This is a genomic window from Amycolatopsis circi (genome assembly GCF_003385235.1).
Lineage (GTDB): Bacteria > Actinomycetota > Actinomycetes > Mycobacteriales > Pseudonocardiaceae > Amycolatopsis > Amycolatopsis circi.
Genome location: NZ_PQIA01000191.1, coordinates 1 through 13,778, shown reverse-complemented (window position 1 = coordinate 13,778; position 13,778 = coordinate 1). Strand labels below are relative to the sequence as shown.

General features: G+C 70.4%; 13 protein-coding genes and 1 pseudogene. 3 read left to right on the top strand and 11 right to left on the bottom strand.

Annotated elements, in window-relative coordinates:
- Positions 1–16: 16 nt before the first annotated feature.
- The 10 genes and pseudogenes from D0D37_RS47680 to D0D37_RS42935 form a co-directional block, all read right to left on the bottom strand.
- A pseudogene (locus D0D37_RS47680) lies at positions 17–268 on the bottom strand (DUF2637 domain-containing protein); the annotation flags it as partial.
- 1,173 nt (positions 269–1,441) lie between these two features.
- A complete protein-coding gene (locus tag D0D37_RS47025; RefSeq protein WP_162834756.1) occupies positions 1,442–1,594 on the bottom strand; it encodes a hypothetical protein in 153 nt (50 codons plus the stop codon).
- A 4-nt stretch (positions 1,595–1,598) separates the two neighbouring features.
- The gene (locus tag D0D37_RS42970; protein ID WP_116206315.1) at positions 1,599–1,871 is read right to left on the bottom strand and encodes a hypothetical protein; all 273 of its coding nucleotides are present in this window, start codon (positions 1,869–1,871) and stop codon (positions 1,599–1,601) included.
- A gap of 11 nt (positions 1,872–1,882) precedes the next feature.
- On the bottom strand, positions 1,883–2,905 hold the full coding sequence (locus D0D37_RS42965; protein WP_116206314.1) for a DMT family transporter: 1,023 nt from the start codon (positions 2,903–2,905) through the stop codon (positions 1,883–1,885).
- On the bottom strand, positions 2,902–3,213 hold the full coding sequence (locus D0D37_RS42960) for a hypothetical protein (protein WP_116206313.1): 312 nt from the start codon (positions 3,211–3,213) through the stop codon (positions 2,902–2,904). The genes D0D37_RS42965 and D0D37_RS42960 overlap by 4 nt, the downstream gene beginning before the upstream one ends.
- A gap of 49 nt (positions 3,214–3,262) precedes the next feature.
- Positions 3,263–4,639, bottom strand: coding sequence for an aldehyde dehydrogenase AldH (aldh, locus tag D0D37_RS42955; RefSeq protein ID WP_116206312.1), 1,377 nt, complete (start codon positions 4,637–4,639; stop codon positions 3,263–3,265).
- A gap of 113 nt (positions 4,640–4,752) precedes the next feature.
- Positions 4,753–5,865, bottom strand: a complete 1,113-nt coding sequence (locus D0D37_RS42950) for a glycerate kinase (protein ID WP_116206311.1) — start codon at positions 5,863–5,865, stop codon at positions 4,753–4,755.
- Positions 5,862–6,713: a sugar phosphate isomerase/epimerase family protein gene (locus D0D37_RS42945; protein WP_116206310.1), complete on the bottom strand. Its 852-nt coding sequence runs from the start codon at positions 6,711–6,713 to the stop codon at positions 5,862–5,864. The genes D0D37_RS42950 and D0D37_RS42945 overlap by 4 nt, the downstream gene beginning before the upstream one ends.
- The gene (locus D0D37_RS42940) at positions 6,710–7,870 is read right to left on the bottom strand and encodes a DUF993 family protein (protein ID WP_116206309.1); all 1,161 of its coding nucleotides are present in this window, start codon (positions 7,868–7,870) and stop codon (positions 6,710–6,712) included. The genes D0D37_RS42945 and D0D37_RS42940 overlap by 4 nt, the downstream gene beginning before the upstream one ends.
- Positions 7,867–9,048, bottom strand: a complete 1,182-nt coding sequence (locus D0D37_RS42935; protein ID WP_208720540.1) for a Gfo/Idh/MocA family protein — start codon at positions 9,046–9,048, stop codon at positions 7,867–7,869. The genes D0D37_RS42940 and D0D37_RS42935 overlap by 4 nt, the downstream gene beginning before the upstream one ends.
- A gap of 183 nt (positions 9,049–9,231) precedes the next feature.
- Between D0D37_RS42935 and D0D37_RS42930 the strand changes: the two genes are divergently transcribed.
- The 3 genes from D0D37_RS42930 (at position 9,232) to D0D37_RS42920 (ending at position 12,449) form a co-directional block, all read left to right on the top strand.
- Positions 9,232–10,290 carry a LacI family DNA-binding transcriptional regulator gene (locus D0D37_RS42930; RefSeq protein WP_244223878.1) on the top strand — a complete coding sequence of 353 codons (1,059 nt, stop codon included), beginning with the start codon at positions 9,232–9,234 and terminating at the stop codon, positions 10,288–10,290.
- Between the two features lie 119 nt (positions 10,291–10,409).
- The gene (locus tag D0D37_RS42925; protein WP_116206306.1) at positions 10,410–12,014 is read left to right on the top strand and encodes a GMC family oxidoreductase; all 1,605 of its coding nucleotides are present in this window, start codon (positions 10,410–10,412) and stop codon (positions 12,012–12,014) included.
- Positions 12,015–12,026: 12 nt separating this feature from the next.
- Complete coding sequence (locus tag D0D37_RS42920; protein ID WP_116206305.1) at positions 12,027–12,449, top strand: hypothetical protein; 423 nt, start codon at positions 12,027–12,029, stop codon at positions 12,447–12,449.
- A 397-nt stretch (positions 12,450–12,846) separates the two neighbouring features.
- Here the strand turns inward: D0D37_RS42920 and D0D37_RS42910 are convergent.
- Positions 12,847–13,778: acyl-CoA dehydrogenase family protein (locus D0D37_RS42910; RefSeq protein WP_116206304.1), on the bottom strand; the 932-nt coding region annotated here is incomplete at its 5' end.

Sequence of the window (13,778 nt, the reverse complement as noted above, 5' to 3'; positions counted from 1 at the left end):
CCGCCCCCCCCGGCTAGCGACCCCCCCCCCGCTGGCCCCGCCACAACTCCACCGTCGCCAACGTCAACAAACCGTCCACAATCAACGGCCAAATCGCCGCCGTCGTCGCATCAGCACCAAACCGCGACGCGAACACCCGGCCGTGCTGATACGACGCATACGCCGCACCCAACGCCACCAAACCCGTCGCACCACACTGCACCCGCAACGACCACGACCTTTGAACCGCTGCTCCGTTCGGATGCTCACCTGCGCTGTCATGCGTCAACTCTGTGGTCACGCTGACTCACCCCGACGCACCCGACGACAGCTCACAATCCCCACCACCGCGGAAACCCGCAGCTCAAAGGCCATTTTTCCCGATGTAGATGTCGTCCGAACCGCCCCGGGGGCACCCGGAATCTTCCTGTTTTCGCAGGTCAGCGAGTTTCTGCTTCCGCCGTGCATCGAGCTCGAACGGCGTTTCCGCAGGTCAACCGGTGTGAGTTCGAATCCCCCGGGGGTTCTGCGCAGTCCCGTCGATCGGCGGGAAGCCAGACGAGTGCCGCAGCCTGCGACACCGGACCCTCCGCCGCCCGCGTCGGTGCCGACAGGGTTGCGCCGGGTTCTGCTTGTGATTGTCCGAATCCTGGCAGCGGCGCCTGTGCGCCGGTCACGTTGTCGAGCAGGGCGGACGGAGCTGGCGCGCCGCCGCGGAACTGGCCCACTCCCCCGAATCCGGGATCTATTCAAGGCACTCGAGGGGCTTGCTGTGCGCGTCGAATTCCGAAACCTGCGGCGACGCAGTCTGCGACTTCGGGCAGGAGGCGGTCATCTCCGACGCGCGCAGCTGAAGGCGCTGGCACCGAGGTTCGACGGCTCAATTCACTCGACGATCGTCACGCACTGCCTCAACGCCTACAGCATGCACGAACAGAAGGCCGCTGGCTGCCGAAGATGGCGGCCAGCGAGGACGTGGTCAACGGCGCGAAACCCTTCATCGCCAACGGTTCCCGGTGCCATCTCGTCACCGCCCAGACCGACCGGGAACGGGCCCCACCGCGAGGGATAGCTGATCGTGGTCAAGCCGCCCGCGACGGGTTCTCCCCGCGGCCGCGAACTGGAGGTACCCGGTCACCACGGGCAGGTCACCTGTGAGCTGTTCTTCAGCGAGGTCTCCGTTCCGGGACAGGGAAGGGGAACGACGTCAGCCCTTCGCCGCTCCGGGGTGCGCGGCCGAGGCCTGCTTAAGGTGGCCGGCCGCGGTCGCGCCGTCGCTCGTGTAACGAAAATTCCCTGAGGGGCGGCCTTCTCCAGCAGCGACAGGCCCGAACGACGAGTGCTGTTCAGGTCCGCAGCAGCGCACGACATGTCATGACCGGAATCTCAGCGCCGCTGGCAGTGGAGACGCGCCGCGCAGGAAAGCCCCGGACAGATCACCAGGCAAGCGGAAGAGCACCGCTCAGTGCGCGTGCGCGGCGAAGCCGATCAAAAACTGGGAAAAGACAAACGCGAGAACCACCGCGAAGGCGAGGAATCCCAATGCCCAACGGCGTGCGTTGAGCAGCGGCAGCTCCCTGGCGACCGGCGCGGGTCCGGTTTCGGATGCGGACATGACTTCAGAGTTCCTTCCGGTAGACGATGTCGATGACGACGGCGGCGATCGCCGCGGCCGCGACGCCGATGCCGACGAACACCCAGCCTGCTCCGCCTGCCCCGGAGCCGGAATACCAGCCTTCGGAGTAGATCAGCACGAGCACGGCAAGCAGGAGAGCGCACAAGACGATGAGTCCGGACAGTCGGCGCAGCTTGGCCCGGGCGCTGCGGCGCAGGTAGGCGTCGGCGAGCGCGTCGTCGTCTGGCCAGTCTGATGTGGACGGTCGGGTGGGCATGAGTTCTCCGTTCAGGAACGCAGGCGCGTCAAGCGGGCTTTGGGTTCGGTGACGATGAAGAGAGTGCCGACGATGGTGATGGCCGAACCGACGATCACGTAGGTGCTGAACGGCGCGCCGTAGACGGTGAGGGAGAAGAAGGCGATGAAGAAGAACGCGAGCGTGTTGGTCAGCACGCCGCCGCGCACCGCGCCGGCGTAGGAGATTCCGATGTAGTAGCCCATGATCATCCAGATCGCCCAGCCCAGCCCGATCACCGCACCGATCGCTACGAGCCGGGGCTGGGACCAGGCGGCCGCGGCGATGTGCCGGCCCTCCGGGAACAGCACCGCGAGCAGGACGTCGGCGATGAGCAGTTCGAGGAAGGCGCGCCACCACAGGAAACTCTCCGGCGGCATCAGGTCGGTCCCCGCGGTGATGGCGAAGCTCTCGAAGCCCCAGGTGAGCACGGCGGCCACGATGATCAGCAGACCGACCGCGAAGTACCAGCCGTGCGTCGGGGCCCCGAGTTCGCCGCCGGAGACGGCCAGCCAGATCCCGACTGCCAGCGTCGCGAGACCGATCAGAGTGGACGCGCGGAGGATGCGTTCGCGGTAGAGCACCGCCGCGATGATCGCTCCGACCACCCCGGCGAGGCCGCCGATGGAACCGGCGAGGGCGCCGCCGATCAGCCCCGAGGCGGCGGCGAAGCACAAGTCGCCCACGAATCCGCCGACCGCGACGAACAGGTTCCACCAGCTGACCCGGTGCCCGAGAATCCGCCTGGCGTCTCGCCAGGTGCCGGTGACCACCAGGAAGATCGCGATGGCGAGGACGCCGAAGGGCACCTGCAGGGCGGCCACGAGAACGAACGCGCCGGTCGGCTGCTGCCGGTCGAACGGCGGCGCGGAGACGATCGACCCCAGCAGGCCGAAGGCGAGGCCCAGGGCGGGCGCCGCGAGGATCGCGTAGATCATCCCCATCCGGGTTTTCTTCCCGTCGGCCAGGCGCGATCGCTCGGCCAGCGCGGTCTCGGCCGGTTCGGGCGCGCTCATGCCGCGTTCCCGGTGCGCGAGGGCAGTTCGACCGGCAGGTACCGGCGAAGATCGAGCTGGTACTCGACAAGCCGCCTCGCCGACGCGGCGAGCCGGTAGCGGCGCAAGAGATGGCCCCGATGGCTGCGGTGTTCGAGCACGTCCAGCCAGCCGACGGTGGACAGCCCGATGAGGTCCTCGCGCAGGCCGGACAGTTCGGCATCGCCGTAGTGCCGGCGCAGCGCCCCGAACAAGTGGTGCTCCCACAGGCCGTCTTCGCCCAGGTGGTAGAGCACCATCACTGCCTGCATTTTCGGTGCGGGTTTCATCGTTGAAACTCCTTCGCGGGTGGGCAGATGTTTCCGAGATCGGCGCGGGTCAAGCCCGCCAGACGGTCTTGGCGTTGACGAACTCGCGGATGCCGTGCGCCGACAGTTCGCGGCCGTAGCCGGAGTCCTTGACCCCGCCGAAGGGCACGCCGGGGAACGAGGCGGTGAGGCCGTTGACGAACACTCCCCCGGCCTCGATCTCGCGCTCCGCACGGTCGATTTCCGCCGCGTCGCCGGTCCAGACGCTCGAGCTGAGCCCGAAGTCGGAGTCGTTGGCGAGCCTGATCGCTTCGCCGAGATCGGCGACGCGGTGCACGCAGGCGACCGGGCCGAAGCATTCCTCCCGATACAGCCGCATGTCCGGGGTCAGTCCGGAAAGGACGGTCGCCGGATAGAAAAAGCCCGGTCCGTCCGGCGTCCGGCCGCCGGTCAGCACCGTCGCGCCCTTGGCGACCGCGTCGGCGACGAGGGCTTCGACCTCTCGCCGCCCGCGTTCGGTGGCGAGCGGCCCGAATGTGGTGCCCGGGTCGCGGGGATCCCCGGCGATCGTCGCCGCCATCCCTTCGACGAACCGGGCGGTGAACTCGTCGCAGACGTCGGTGTGGACGTAGTAGCGTTTCGCGGCGATGCAGGACTGCCCGGCGTTCTGCACCCTGGCGGTGACCGCCGCTTCGGCCGCCCGCTGCAGGTCCGCGCTGGGAAGAACCAGGAACACGTCCGTGCCGCCCAGTTCCAGCACTGTCTTCTTGATGTTGCGCCCGGCCGCTTCGGCTACGGCGGAGCCGGCCGCGACGGAACCGGTCAGCGTCGCCGCCCGGATCCGCCGGTCGGCGAGCAGCGGGGCGACGTCCTTCGCTTCGATCAGCACCGCGGGAAAGGACCCGGGCGGAAACCCGGCGCGGTCGAACAGATCGCTCAGGTAGAGCGCGCACCGCGGCACGTTGGAAGCGTGCTTGAGCAGTCCGGTGTTGCCTGCCATCAGAGCCGGGGCGGCGAACCGGACCGTTTGCCAGATCGGATAGTTCCACGGCATGACCGCGAGGACGACGCCGATCGGGTCGAACCGCACAACGAGGTCCGACGCGCCGACCGTCGCCGGGTCCACCGGCCGTTCCGGTGCCAGGTAACGCTCCGCGTGGTCGGCGAAATGGCGCATTCCGGCGGCGGACTTGCGCGCTTCGGAGCGCGCTGATTCGAGGGTCTTGCCCATCTCCGCGGTGATCAGCTCGGCGACGGCGTCCGCCTCTGCTTCCAGCAGGTCCGCCGCTCGGTGCAGCCATTCGGCGCGCTGGGCGAAGGTGGCGCGGGACAAGATCCGGAACGCGCCGTCCGCGGCGGCGATCCGGGCTTCGACCTCGGCTGGGGTGTGCGCGGCGAATTTCTTGCGGACCTCGCCGGTGGCGGGGTCGACGCTGGCGATCGTCATGAGTGTCCTTCCTGCTGAGGGTGGGACCGCGCGGACCGGGTCCGGCGGTCGGGTGAAGCGCGGCCGGGTGAAGCGGCCGAGTGGAGTGCGGCCGGGCGGGGCGGCAGGGGTCGTCAGGCCGAGGCGAAGCGCCGGGCCAGTGCGGTCCCCGCGCGCCGCAGATACCGCGCCGGGTCGGCGAGCGCCCGGGCCTGGCTGCCGGCCAGTTCGGAAAGGTCTTCGGCGGCCTGGAACAGACCGGCGACCGGCGCCGCGACCCGCCCGGCGGCCAGGAACACGGGCACCCGCGCCGCGGCGGCGAGCGCCGAGACGTGCCCGGCGAGTTTTCCCGACCGCGACTGCGCGTCGAAGCGGCCCTCGCCGGTGAGGACGAGGTCCGCGTCCGCGACCGCGGCGGGAAGCCCGGACAGCGCACCCAGGAATTCGCTCCCCGGAGCCAGCTGCGCTCCCCAGGAGAGGAGGCCGAACCCGGTCCCGCCCGCCGCGCCGGCTCCGGCCGTCGCCGGGTCGGCGTCCAGCAAGCCCGCGAACTGCCGGAGATTGCGTTCGGCGGCGGGCAGTTCATCCGGCGAGAAGCCCTTCTGCGGCCCGAAAACCGCCGCCGCCCCGGCCGGGCCGAACAGCGGATTCGTCACGTCGCTCAACACCAGCGCGCCCGCGGGCGGCACGGGACGAAGCCGCGTCCGGTCCACGGTGTGCAGCCGGGCCAGACCGCGATTGCCGGGCGGAACCGGGCTTCCCGCCTCGTCGAGCAGCCGCGCGCCGAGCGCGGTGAGAACGCCGGCCCCGCCGTCTGTCGACGCTGACCCGCCCAGCGCAAGCAGCAGCCGACGCACTCCGGCGTCCAAGGCGGCAGCGATCGCGCGGCCGAACCCGAGCGTGTGCGCCTCGGCTGGCCGCGGCCGGTCGAGCAAGCCAAGACCGCTGGTGGAGGCGAGTTCGACGACACCGGTGCCGTCCGGAAGCAGGAGCCAGTGAGCACGCACCGGACGGTCGTCGGGACCGGGCACGACGACGGGCATCCGGCGTGCTTCGGGCACAGCCGCGGCCACCGTGTCCAGGGTGCCCTCGCCGCCGTCCGCGAGGGGCAGTTCGCGCAGCACGTCGTGCTCGCGCTCCGCGAGCCAGCCTTCGGCGAGCCACCGGGCGGCCTCGGCGGCGCGGACTGAGCCTTTGAACGAGTCGGGGGCGACGAGAACGCGAAGCGTCTTCTTCGCGGCTGTCATCCCGTCGCTCCCACCACGTGGCCGAACGATTCCACCACGCGCTGGGCCACCCGCTCCGGGTCGTCCTGCCAGAGGTCTTCGTTGAAGATCTCCACCTCGACATCGCCCCGGTAGCCAGCCTCCTCGACGAGCCCGGAGATCGCCGCGAGATCGGCGTGTCCGGCGCCGGGCAGGCCGCGGGCGAGCAGCGCGTCGGACGGCAGCGGCGTGACCCAGTCCCCGACCTGATACGAGACGATCCGGCCGGTCGTTCCGGCGCGGCGGACCTGCTCGGCGAGGCACGGGTCCCACCAGACGTGGAAGGTGTCGACCACCACGCCGACCCGGTCCGAGGGAAACTGCTCGGCGAGGTCGAGCGCCTGGGCCAGCGTCGAGATCACTCCCCGGTCCGCCGCGTACATCGGATGCATGGGTTCGATCGCGAGCGCCACTCCGGCCGCCGCCGCGTCGTCCGCCAGCACGCCCACCGCGTCCCGCACCCGGTTCCGCGCGCCCGCGAGATCGCGATCGCCCTCGGGCAGCCCGCCCGCGACGAGCACCAGTACCGGCGCCGAGCCCGCCGCGCCCGCATCGGCCAACGCCGCGGTTTCTTCGATCGCCCGCCGGTTTTCCTCGAGCGCGGCCGCGCGATCGTGCCCAGTGACGAACCCGCCGCGGCACAAACTGGAAAACCGCAGCCCCGAATCCGCCAGCATCGCGGTCGCCTTCGACAGCCCGACCTCGGCGACCGGTTCTCGCCACAACCCGATCGCCGGAATGCCGGCGCGCTGAGCGACCCGCAGCGCGGCCGCGAGGTCCGCGTGCCGGATCGTCGCCTGGTTCAGCGACATCCGCGGATGCGCGGTCATGCCGGAATCCTTACGCCGAAGCCGTGCACGGCAAGCAAATCGGTCCACCGCCGCGCCGCCAGTTCGGGATCGACCAGCGCCCCCGCCTCGTCGGCCAAGCGCACCAATGCGGACAGGTGCGGCAGGCTGCGGGACGCGTGCAAGCCGCCCACCATCGCGAAGGCGGGCTGGTAGCCGTTGAGCCAGGCCAGGAACGAGACACCGGTCTTGTAGAACTCGGTAGGAGCGGCGAAAACATGCCGTGCCAGCGCCTCGGTCGGACCGAGCACCCGCCGGTACTCCGCGCGGTCGCCCGCGTCGAGCGCGCGCAGCGCGGTGGCTGCCAACGGGGCGAACGCGGCGAAGGCGCCGAGAAGCGCGTCGGAATGCGCTTGGCGGTCACCGGCGATCAGGCTCACGTAGTGGTAATCGTCCCCGGTGAACAGCCGGACTCCGCGAGGCAGCCGCGCCCGAAGTGCGATTTCCCGGCCCGGGTCCAGCAGGCTCATCTTGATCCCGCGCACTTTCCCGGCATTCTCGTTGACAATCCGAAGCACCGTCTCGTCCGCTTCGGGCCCGAAATAACCCGCCAGTTGCCGGTCGAACGCCTCCCCGAGCCAGTGCAGAATCACCGGGGCACCGGCCTGCGCCAGCACCTCCCGGTACACCTTCTCGTAGTTGCCCGCCGACGTCGCCGCGCGGGCGAGGTGCCGGCTGGCCATCAGGACGACGCCCGCGCCGTGGTCTTCGGCGTAGTGGAGCTGAGCCGCGTACGCATCGACGATTTCGCTCAGCGACAAGGTTTCCTCGGGCCGGTGATCGGTGTTGACTCCGACTACCAGCGCTCCCCCAACCGAGGCCGCTTCGGCCGCGCTGCGAGCGATCAGCTCGCGCGTCGCGGCCGCGTCCAGCCCCATGTTGCGCTGTGCGGTGTCCATCGCGTCGGCCACTCCGAGACCCCACGACCACAGGTGGTGGCGAAACGCCAGCGTGGAGTCCCAGTCCAGATCCGCGGGCGCGCCCGGCACATTCCGCGCAGTCGCGCGCGGAACGACATGGGCCGCGGCGTATGCGGTTCGCGCGCGCAACGGTCCCTCGGGACGGGTGAGCGCCGGAGCTTCCCGCAAGGTGTGTCCGGTGGCGCCGGCGTCCTCGTCGACCAGGGTCACCCTCGTCATTTCGCTGCCCCGTTCGCCATCGCCCGCGGTGCCTCGAGCGGCGCGAGCTCGACTCGCGCACCGGTCCGGGAGCTCTGCAATCCCGCTTCGGCGAGCCGAACCCCGCGCGCGCCCGACAGCAGGTCGTAGGGGTGCGGATCCCCGTCGACCACGTGCCGGACGAATTCCTCCCACTGGGCCCGGAAGCCGTTGCCGAACACCTCGTTGTCCGGGATCTCCCGCCAGTCGGCGGCGTAGTCGTGGGAGTCGGCCAGGTCGGGGTTCCACACCGGACGGGGCGTGCCGTCGCGGTGCTGGGCCCGGCAGCCGAACAATCCGGCGACCGCGCTGCCGTGCGTGCCGTCGACCTGGAACTCGACGAGTTCTTTGCGGTCGACGCGCACCGTCCAGCTGGAATTGAGCTGCGCGATCACGCCGCCGTCGAGTTCGAAGACCGCGTACGCGGCGTCGTCCGCGGTGGCCGGATACGACGCGCCGATCTCGTCGTACCGGGTCGGGATGTGCGTCACCGCCCGCGCGTAGACAGAGCGGACTTCCCCGAAAAGGTTCTCCAGCACGTAATTCCAGTGCGGGAACATGTCCGCGACGATGCCGCCGCCGTCCTCGGCCCGGTAATTCCAGCTCGGCCGCTGCGCCGGCAGCCCGTCGCCCTCGAAGACCCAGTAGCCGAACTCGCCTCGGACCGACAGGATCCGCCCGAAGAATCCGGACCGCACCAGACGGGCCAGCTTCCTCATCCCCGGCAGGTAAAGCTTGTCGTGCACGACCCCGTTGGGCACGCCCGCGTCCCGGGCCAGCGCCGCGATCTCGAGAGCTTCGGGTGCCGTCTCGGCAGTCGGCTTCTCCGCGTAGACGGCTTTGCCGGCGGCGATCGCCCGCCGGAGCGCGGCCGCGCGCGCCTTCGTGACGAGGAAATCGGCGTAGACGTCCCACTGGCTGTCGCCGAGCGCGGCGTCGAGATCGGTGGTCCAGTCCGCGATGTCGTGCCGGCGGGCCAGTTCGGCGAGCTTCGCGCCGTCCCGGCCGACGAGCAGCGGCCGGACCTGGACGCGCTCGCCGCTGCGCAGCGGCACCCCGCCCTCGTCGCGCAGCGCGAGGATCGACCGGACGAGATGCTGCCGGTAGCCCATCCTCCCGGTCACGCCGTTCATGATGATGCCGATGCTTCGCTGAGCCACGGGGCCTCCTGGGACACCTGGTCGGATCGGTCCGGACCGGTCAGGGCCGGATGCAGAGAACGCCTTCCCGACGGTCACTGCCGTGCGGAAAGCGCTTTCCAAGCTAGATTCGCCGAGCGCTCCTCGTCAAGCCCCCGGCCCGGCCCGCCGCCGGGAATTCCGGAAAGCGCTAGCATCGCGGCTGTGAGTCCTCGACGTTCTCCCAGCCCGGCCGAGCCGGCCGGCGTGGCCACCCTCGCCGACGTCGCCGAGCGCGCCGAGGTTTCGCTCGCGACCGCGTCCCGGGTGCTCAACGGCAGCACGCGCCAGGTGAAGGAAGCGTTGCGGGCCAAGGTCATCGCCGCCGCGGCGGAACTCGACTACTCGCCCAACGCCCAGGCGCAAGCGATGGCGCGCGGCAACACCGCCACCCTCGGGCTGATCGTCCACGACATCGCCGACCCGTACTTCTCCAGCATCGCGGCCGGTGTCATCGCCGCCGCGGGCGAGCGGGGCCTGCTGGTCACCGTGGCCAGCACCCAGCGCGACCCCGAAGCCGAACTCCGCCACGTGGAGCTGCTCCGCCGCCAGCGCGCGCAGACCGTCATTCTCGCCGGATCGCGGCTCGACGACGCCGCCCTGCTCGACCCGATGCGCGCCCTGCTGCGGAAGTACACCCAGGGCGGCGGCCGTGCCGCGTGCATCGGCCAGGACGGGCTCGGCATCGGCACCGTCGTCGTCGAAAACCGGCTCAGCGCGGCCGCGCTCGCCGACGCCCTGCACCGCGCCGGACACCGGACGTTCGCGGTGCTGACCGGTCCGCCTTCACTGCTCACCGCGCGCGACCGCGCCGAGGGATTCTGCTTCGGACTGTCCGAGCACGGCGCGGAACCCGAGGCAGAGCACCAGATCCCCGGCGACTTCACGCGGGCCGGCGGCTACGAAGCGACGCGTGCGCTGCTCCAGGGAACCGGAGGACGCCCGCCGGTCGACTGCCTGTTCGCGGTCAACGACGTGATGGCGCTCGGCGCGCTCGCCGCCGCGCGCGAAGCCGGCCTGCGAGTCCCCGAAGACCTCGGCATCGCCGGATTCGACGACATCAGCCCGTTGCGCGACGTCGTGCCCGCCCTCACCACCGTCCGCCTGCCGATGACGGACATGGGCGCGGAGGCGGTGAAACTCGCCCTCGACGACCACGCGGACGCTCCCCGCCGCCACCGCGTCCGAGGCGAAGTCGTCCTCCGCGACAGCACCCGCCGGTAACCGGTCGTCGCGCGCTCAGCCTCCGGACAGCCGGACCGAACACCCTCTTGCGTCCGGGCAGCACAGCTCGTACGGTTCCCGGAAAGCGCTTACCAACGACGGTGTGCGAGAGGAATCCCATGGAAGAAGCCGACGTCCTGGTCATCGGCGCGGGTGCGTCCGGCGGAGTCGCGGCGGGAGCGCTGGCGAAGGCCGGATTCGACGTGGTCTGCCTGGAACAGGGCGACTGGCCGGACCGGGCGGATTACCCCGCCCAGCGCGACACCTACGAACTCGAAGCGCGCAAACAGTGGTCAGCGAGCCCGAACGTGCGGCAGAACCCCGCCGACTACCCGATCGACGACAGCCGGTCCGCGGTCGCGCCGCTGATGTACGCCGGGGTCGGCGGGAGCATGATCCTTTACGCGGGCGACTGGCCGCGGCTGCTGCCGTCCGATTTCCGCGTGCGCTCCCTCGACGGCGTAGCCGACGACTGGCCGTTGCGTTATGCGGACCTGCAACCGTTCTACGAACGCACGGACGTCGCCTTCGGGGTGTCCGGGGCCGGCGGCGACCCGGCTTACCCGGACGGCGCCGAACCCCCGCTTCCGCCCCTGCCGATCGGCCGGATCGGCGCGAGGATGGCGAAGGCGCACGACAAGCTCGGGTGGCACTGGTGGCCGGCCGCGCAGGCGGTGCTGTCCGCCCCGCACCAGGGCCGGCGTCCGTGCGTCCAATTCGGATCGTGCATGCAAGGCTGCCCGGAAGGAGCCAAGGCGTCGACCGACCTCACCCATTGGCCGGCCGCGGTCGCGGGCGGCGTGCGGCTGCTGACCGGGGCGCGCGTGGCCCGGATCCTGATGTCCGGCAACGGACTCGCCGCCGGCGCCGAGTACGTGCTCCCCGACGGTTCGTGGCACGCCGTCCGCGCCGGCGTGGTGATCATGGCCGCCAACGCCGTCGGAACCCCGCGGATCCTGCTCAATTCGGCCACCTCCGCGCATCCGGACGGACTCGGCAATTCCAGCGGCCTGCTCGGGCGGCGGCTGATGGTGCACCCGTTCGCCAACGTCACCGGCTGCTTCGACGAAGACCTGGAAAGCTGGCGAGGACACGTCGGCGCGAAGATCACCTCTTACCAGTTCTACGAAACCGACCACGGCCGAGGCTTCGTGCGCGGTGCGAAGTGGAGCCTCGCCCCGACCGGCGGCCCGCTGAACGCCGCCCTGCCGACCCGCGCGGGCGAGCAGACCTGGGGCCCAGCGCACCACGAACACGTCAAGCGCCACCTCGGCCGGACGATCAGCTGGGGCATTTTCGGCGAAGACCTGCCGGACGAGAAAAACCGCGTCACGATCGACGGTGCGCTCACCGATTCCTCCGGCATTCCCGCACCCCGGATCGAGTATTCCGTCAGCGAAAACTCTCGCCGCCTGCTCGATTTCCACATCGCGCGCGCCAGCGAATCCCTCCGCGCGGCCGGAGCCTCCGACGTCGCCACCGAATCGCTCATGCGCTACTCCGGGTGGCATCTCCTGGGCACCGCGCGGATGGGCGACGACCCGGCGACGTCGGTGGTCGACGAGTACGGGAAGTCCCACGACATCCCCAATCTGTACGTCGTGGACGGGAGCGTGTTCGTCACCTCCGGCGGCGTCAACCCGACCAGCACCATCGCCGCGCTCGCCCTGCGCGCGACGGAACATCTCATCGCGAACCGCCGGAACCAGCCCGTCCCCGCCTGATCGGAGCCACCCATGACCGCGACCGCCGGCCGCCTTCTTCCCGACGAGTGCCGGGACTGGCTGCGAGCATTGGCCGACGACCTGATCCCCGCCGCCGGCCCGATGCCGTCCGCCGCCGCGGCCGGCATCGACACCGGCCAGCTGGACGTCGTCCTGCGAGTCCTGCCGGACCTCGTCGACGACCTCCTGCGCGCCTGGCACGCCACCGCCGCCCTTCCCTCCGGCGTCGCCCTCAAGCAATTGAGCGAACTCGACGAGACCGGGCACCAGGCGGTGCTGCTCGCGGTCGCGGGCAGCTACTACACGAACCGAACGGTGCGCGAGCTGCTCGGCTACACCGGCCAACAACCCAGGACGGTGCAGATCGCCGAGGACATCGACGAGGATTTGTTGCTCCGGGTCGTGGAACGCGGCCCGATCTACCGGCAAGCGTGACCGCCGATGCGGAACCCCGCAGGTGCCGAGTCGTTCGCGGGCGACCACGCCCGCCATGGCGCGCACCGGCGGCCGATGCCGCCGGTGCAAAGCCGGAGACCGGAGAAGAGCGCACACCTTGGGTCATCCGGCGAGCAGCGCGGGGACGAGGCCTGCAGTTCGTCGAGCGCGGCGGCGATCGCGGGATCGACGCGGCCGCCGGACCGGAGCGGGCTTTCGCAAACCTGCCCCGACCCTGCTGCTGGACCACTGCGGCCGCAAGCCCGGGCGGCTGTTCACCACCCGCTGCGGCACCTGCGGTCCGGCGACGACCACGCGGATTTCAGCAGTACCAGGACTGGACGGAACGCGAGATTCCGGCAGTGGTGCTCACTCCGCGCTGAGTGCGGGCTCGGCGTCAGGCTTGGTAATCCCGCAGCAGGCCCCGGCTGATGATGGTTTTCTGGATTTCGCTGGTGCCCTCGCCGATCAGCAGGAACGGGGCTTCGCGCATGAGCCGCTCGATCTCGTATTCCTTGGAGTAGCCGTAACCGCCGTGGATCCGGAACGCTTCCTGGGTCACCTCGGCGCAGTACTCGCTGGCGATCAGCTTCGCCATCCCCGCCTCGACGTCGTTGCGGGCGCCGGAATCCTTGAGCCGCGCCGCGTTCACCATCATCAGGTGCGCGGCCTCGACCTTCGTCGCCATCTCCGCGAGCTTGAACGCGATCGCCTGGTGCTGCGCGATCGGCTTGCCGAACGTCGAACGCTGCTGGGCGTAAGCGATCGCCAGCTCGAAGGACCGGATCGCGATCCCGCACGCGCGCGCCGCGACGTTCACCCGGCCGACCTCGACACCGTCCATCATGTACGAGAAGCCCTTGCCCGGGGCCTCGCCGAGGACCTTGTCGGCGCCGATCTTGAAGCCGTCGAACACCGCTTCGGTGGTGTCGACGCCCTTGTAGCCCATTTTGTCGATCTTGCCCGGAATCGTCAGGCCCGGAAGCACCTCGCCGAAGCCGGACGGCTTCTCGACCAGGAACGTCGTGAGTCGATCGTGCGCCTTCACAGTTGTCTGATCGCCGGCTCCGCCGGCAGGCACCTCGTCGGTCTTCACCAGCAGCGCGATCAGGTTCGAGGAACCGCCGTTGGTCAGCCACATCTTCGCGCCGTCGATGACGTAGTCGTCGCCGTCGCGGCGGGCGCGGGTCTTGATCGCCGCGACGTCCGAACCCAGATCCGGTTCCGACATCGAGAACGAGCCGCGGACCTCGCCGGTCGCCATCCGGGGCAGGAAATGCTGCTTCTGCGCTTCCGTACCGTGACGGGAGATCATGTGCGCCACGATGA